The sequence below is a fragment of the Halolamina salina genome (genome assembly GCF_042678005.1).
GTDB lineage: Archaea > Halobacteriota > Halobacteria > Halobacteriales > Haloferacaceae > Halolamina > Halolamina salina.
Genome location: NZ_JBHUDH010000042.1, coordinates 1 through 4,898, shown reverse-complemented (window position 1 = coordinate 4,898; position 4,898 = coordinate 1). Strand labels below are relative to the sequence as shown.

Genomic DNA, 4,898 nt, shown 5'->3' with positions numbered 1-4,898 from the left:
TCGCCGGGCGGAGCTTCCCGGTCCACCCGATCTCGCTCGTCTCGGCGTGGAGCGTCGCCAGCCCCCGGCCGAGCGCGCGGATGCGTGCCTCGTCGCGGGTCGGCGGATCGTCCGGTACGGCGTCCATCCAGCGCGCGACGAAGTGGTCGTCGCCGACCGCGAGCAGTTCGGGCACGGGAACGCTCGTGGTTTCGGCGACGTACCGCATCGCCGCCGCCTCGCGGCCGAGTTCGGCTTCCGGATGGGTCTCGACCTTACAGACCGCGCGTTCGCCGCGGTACCGGACCTCGTAGGTGGCGTGCGGGCGGACGCGGTGGAGTTCGCGAACGATCTCGTACTGGTCGGTGTGGGTCGACAGCGCGTCGTAAACGTCGGTTTCGGTCATGGTGAACGTCGCGTGACGGGCGACGGCCGGCCGGGAGAGTGCTGCGGCTCCGGCCGGGAGAAGACGGGTTGGTAATTAGTGATATTGGATAAGTAGTTTCTGTTTCACGGAACGCCTGTGATCCTTGGGTGCTGACTACAGCAACAGCATCTCGATCGTTGGCAACTGAGACTACGACAGCACCAGCACCTCGTTCGTAGACCACTTGTAACTGCAGGGCGCCGAACACGAGGTTCGGCGCAGCGCCGAGTCCCCACCCCTCCCCCCGCGCTCGCCGACCGCTGGCGAGCGCGAGGCGTCCACCGCTACCGCGCCGCTGTCACCGTCGGCGCGAAACCGGAGCGCCCCTTGTGGGCGCGACCAGCGGGAGGGACGAGTGAGCGACTGAAAGGAGCGAACGAGTCGGCTGGGGAGGTCTGAGGGCTGTGCGGTCGCAAATGGTCCTGCTCACTCCGCGGTGACGTTCACACCGGTATCAATGAAATCAGATCGATGACGACCCCGCCAGCAACTCGAAACGACTACTCGAAGGCCGGAATCCCCGTCAGATCCTCGCCGAGGATCAGCGTGTGGATGTCGTGGGTCCCCTCGTAGGTGTACACCGTCTCCATGTTCGCCATGTGCCGCATCGGCGAGTGGTCGGCCGTGATCCCGTTGCCCCCGAGCATCTCCCGGGCGACGGGCGCCTGCTCGCGGGCCATCCGGACGTTGTTGCGCTTGGCCATCGAGACGTGCTGGGGCCGCAGGTCGCCGCGCTCTTTCAGCTCCCCGAGGCGGTAGGCCAGCAGCTGTGCGGTGGTAATCTGGGTCGCCATCTCCGCGAGCTTCTCCTGCTGAAGCTGGAACTGTCCGATCGGGCCGCCGAACTGCTCGCGGTCGGTCGCGTACTGCCGCGCGGTCTCGAAGCAGTCCCGGGCGGCGCCGACGGCGCCCCACGCGATGCCGTACCGGGCCTGCGTCAGACAGGAGAGCGGCCCCTTCATCCCCTCGACGCCCGGCAGCACGGCGTCCTCGGGGACGCGGACGTCCTGCAGGCTGATCTCGCCGGTGATCGACGCCCGCAGCGACAGCTTCTCGTCGATCTCGTTCGTCGTCACGCCGTCCCGATCCGTCTCGACGAGGAACCCTCGGACTGGATCGCCGTCGGCCGAGCGGTCCTTCGCCCAGACGACGGCCACGTCGGCGATCGGGGAGTTGGTGATCCACGTCTTCGAGCCGTTGAGCACGTACTCGCCGCCGTCTTTCACCGCGTGGGTCTCCATCGCGCTGGGGTTCGAGCCGTGTTCCGGCTCCGTGAGGCCGAAGCAGCCGACCGCCTCGCCGGCGCCGAGGGCGGGCAGCCAGCGCTCCTTCTGTTCTTCGCTGCCGAACGCGTGGATGGGGTACATCACCAGCGCGCCCTGCACGGAGGCCATCGAGCGCAGCCCGGAGTCACACGCCTCCAGCTCCTGCATCAGCAGGCCGTACGCCGTCTCGGAGACGTTCGGCGAGCCGTACCCCTCGAGGTTGGGCGCGTAGAAGCCGAGTTCGCCCATCTCCTCGATCAGGTCCGTCGGGAACGTGCCGTCGAGCCAGTGTTGGCCGATGTCGTCGCGGACTTCCTCCTCGACGAAGCGGCGTGCGGTGTCCCGGATCAGCCGCTCCTCCTCGTCGAGGTCGCCCTCCAGTCCGACGTAGTCGAGCATGGCGGAGGTCGGACGGGCGTCGGCAAAAGCGGTTCGCTATTCGGGAATCCGACAGCTACGCGTCGGCTTCAGCGCTGACGCCCTCGTTCGCGACCCGCTCGGCGTAGCGGGCGAAGTTCTCGAACAGCCGCTTCGCCTCGCACGCCGCTTCGTAGTTCGCGGGCGTGATCTCTTCGAGCACGCCGTCGACGCGCTCGTCGCCGATCTGGTCGCGCTTCCCCTCGGTCACCTCGCGGGCGGTCGCGACGTCGTACTCGGGGTGGAACTGCACGCCCCACGAGTGGCCCGCGCGGAACGCGTGGACGCCGTACTCGTTCTCCGCGAGCAGTTCCGCGTCTGCCGGCAGGTCGACGACGGCGTCGCCGTGGGTCGTGAACGCCGTGAACGAGTCGCCGAGACCGTCGAGCAGTTCGTCGCCGTCGGCCTCGGGCCGGCGCTGGATCTCGTTGTAGCCGATCTCGAACCCGTCCATCCCGGCGACGCGGCCGCCGAGCGCCTCTGCGAGCACCTGGTGGCCGTAGCAGACGCCCAGGATCGGAACCCCCCGTTCGTGGGCCTCGGCGACCCAGTCGATCAGCGGCGGGATCCACGCCTCGTCCCAGTACACCGAGGATCGGGAGCCGGTGACGACGACGCCGTCGAACGCGTGATCCGCGGGGAGCTGTCCCTCGGTCACGTCGAACTCCGCGAGATCCGCGGGGATCTCCCGTCGGAAGTTCCGGCGGGTGTTCTCGCCCTCGTGGGCGGCGTTCAGAAGCGCGAAGCGGAGCCTGCTCATACGTACCGGTGAGCGGTGCCGCGGAAAGACGCTTTCGGCGGTGTGTGACTCAGGCCTCGCCGTCCTCGGAGACCAGCCGCCACTGCTCCCCCTCGCGTTCGAGGTAGCCGCGGTGGACCATCTCCGACAGCACCTCCTCCAGCCGGTCGGGCTGGGCGATCTCCATCTCGATCCGGTCGATCCCGTGGTGCTCGGCGAGCAGCGCCCGGATCTCGTCCTCGTCGAACGCCTCGGCGTCGTCCTCCTGGGCCATCGCGCCGGAGATCAGGTCGACCATGTCCTCGATGAAGTTCCAGGGGTACACCATCCACGTCCACTCCGAGAGGTACTCGCCGACGTAGTCGGGTTCGAACTCCGAGGTGCCGAGCAGTTGGAGCGTCGCGGTCCGCACCGTCCCTGGGTTCCGTTCCCGGACGTACTCGTCGGCGCGCTTGATCGAGCCGCCGGTGTCGGCGATGTCGTCGATGATCAACACATCCTTGCCCTCGACGCTGCCCTCCGGCATGGGGTAGCGCACCTCCGCGCTGTCGGATTTCTCCGCGGTCCCGACGTAGTGTTCCATCTTCAGGCTCGCCAGATCGTCGAGCCCGAGGAAGTCACAGAGACACCGCCCCGCGAACCAGCCCCCGCGGGCCAGCGCGACGACGACGTCCGGCTCGAACTCGTCGTCGCGCACTTCCTCGGCCACGTCGCGGCAGAGCCCGTAGATGTACTCCCAGTCGGTGATCGTGCAGTCGAAGTCCTCGGGGAGGTCGCTCATCGGTCCGTACGTCGGACGGCCGGCAGTTAAGGGTTCAGAACCCCGAACGCCGCGGGCCGCGCCCCGACCCATCCCTTTTTGCGTCACGGTGGGAACGGTTCAACGGATGCTGGAGTTGGAACACGGCTTCCGGGTCGCCGACGTACACACCCGCCTCGACCCGGACGAGGAGGCCGTCGCGGTCCGCGGCCGGCAGGTGTCCCCCGAGCGGCTGGAGCGGGAGATGCACCAGGCCGGCGTCGAGCGCGCGGCGGCCTCGCCCGGCCGCACGCCCGCCGACGAGGGGTACCTCCGGGCGAACAACGCGGTCGCGCGGCTGAGCGTGGACCGCCCGCTGCTGGCGTTCGCCCGCCTCGGCGGGCCGCGCAGCGTCCACCGCGTAGTCGGCCCGCTGGTCAACCCCATCGTGCGGCCGAAGTCCCACCACACCACCGCGGGCGACGTGGAGCAGTACGCCTACGACGACCGCTACCACGGGTTCACGCTCGACCCCGCTCACGACGGCCTCCCGACCGAGTCCGTCGTCGACCAACTCGCCGCCGTCGGCGACGCGGTGCTCGTCCACGCGGGGGCGGACTGCCCGCCCGACGCCGTCGCCGACGCGCTGGTCGACCGGGGGTTCCCGGTCGTGCTCACCTCCTTCGGCGGCTACCCGCTGCAGGAGGAGCTGATGACGTCGGCGCTGGAGATGCTCGACGCGTACGACGATCTCTACCTCGACACCGCGTACGTCCCCGACCGCGACATCTTGGAGCAGGGGCTGCTCGAACACCCCGACCGGATCCTGTTCGGCAGCGGCGCGCCCTCGGTCCACCCGAACGTCGGCGTCATGGGCGTCCTCACGCTCGACGTGCCGGAGGATTCGATGCGCCGCGTGTTCACTAAGAACCCCGCGCGGGTGGTACCGGGGCTGTTACCCGACCTCTGAGTGTGGAGTCCGGCGGCTGCCCCTCGCCGCCTTCCACTTACGAGTCCGGCGGCTGACCGTTGCCGCCTCCTACTTACGAGTTCGGCGGCTGACCGTCGCCGCCTGCCACTTACGAGTCCGACGGCTGTCAGCCCCTCCTACCGCCGATCGTACGTCGCGACCGCCCGTTCCGTCTCGACGGAGAGCCCGTGAGGGTTGCGCCTATCGCTCCGATCCCGTGCCCGCGCGACCAGCCCGTCGACGCTCCCGCGGGCGATACCGGTGATCACGTCCCGGCCGCTCCCGAACCACGAGGAGGGGGTGCCTTCCCCGCCGAGCACCCCCCGGGCGGCCGCGGCGGCGTCGCTGGCGGCGTGTGCGAG

At 69.3% G+C, this 4,898-nt stretch carries 5 protein-coding genes and 1 pseudogene; 1 reads left to right on the top strand and 5 read right to left on the bottom strand.

Features of this window, described 5'->3' with window-relative positions:
- The 4 genes from ACFR9S_RS05235 to ACFR9S_RS05220 form a co-directional block, all read right to left on the bottom strand.
- The coding region (locus tag ACFR9S_RS05235; protein ID WP_379818214.1) for a phosphotransferase at positions 1–385 on the bottom strand (385 nt) is incomplete at its 3' end.
- 521 nt (positions 386–906) lie between these two features.
- Complete coding sequence (locus ACFR9S_RS05230) at positions 907–2,070, bottom strand: acyl-CoA dehydrogenase family protein (protein WP_379731831.1); 1,164 nt, start codon at positions 2,068–2,070, stop codon at positions 907–909.
- Positions 2,071–2,125: 55 nt separating this feature from the next.
- Positions 2,126–2,848: a type 1 glutamine amidotransferase gene (locus tag ACFR9S_RS05225; protein ID WP_379731830.1), complete on the bottom strand. Its 723-nt coding sequence runs from the start codon at positions 2,846–2,848 to the stop codon at positions 2,126–2,128.
- 49 nt (positions 2,849–2,897) lie between these two features.
- Positions 2,898–3,608 (bottom strand): phosphoribosyltransferase, encoded by a 711-nt coding sequence (locus tag ACFR9S_RS05220; RefSeq protein WP_379731829.1) that lies wholly within the window; start codon positions 3,606–3,608, stop codon positions 2,898–2,900.
- Between the two features lie 106 nt (positions 3,609–3,714).
- Between ACFR9S_RS05220 and ACFR9S_RS05215 the strand changes: the two genes are divergently transcribed.
- Positions 3,715–4,536, top strand: a complete 822-nt coding sequence (locus ACFR9S_RS05215) for an amidohydrolase family protein (RefSeq protein WP_379818213.1) — start codon at positions 3,715–3,717, stop codon at positions 4,534–4,536.
- 137 nt (positions 4,537–4,673) lie between these two features.
- On the opposite strand, the pseudogene ACFR9S_RS05210 reads toward ACFR9S_RS05215, so the two are convergent.
- Positions 4,674–4,898: pseudogene (locus ACFR9S_RS05210) on the bottom strand (glycosyl transferase family 2); the annotation flags it as partial.

What these genes read in the sequence shown, in the direction of transcription:
- ACFR9S_RS05230 (WP_379731831.1), bottom strand. Translation starts at nt 2,070, where the DNA reads ATGCTCGACTACGTCGGACTGGAGGGCGACCTCGACGAGGAGGAGCGG.
- ACFR9S_RS05220 (WP_379731829.1), bottom strand. Translation starts at nt 3,608, where the DNA reads ATGAGCGACCTCCCCGAGGACTTCGACTGCACGATCACCGACTGGGAG.
- ACFR9S_RS05225 (WP_379731830.1), bottom strand. Translation starts at nt 2,848, where the DNA reads ATGAGCAGGCTCCGCTTCGCGCTTCTGAACGCCGCCCACGAGGGCGAG.
- ACFR9S_RS05215 (WP_379818213.1), top strand. Translation starts at nt 3,715, where the DNA reads ATGCTGGAGTTGGAACACGGCTTCCGGGTCGCCGACGTACACACCCGC.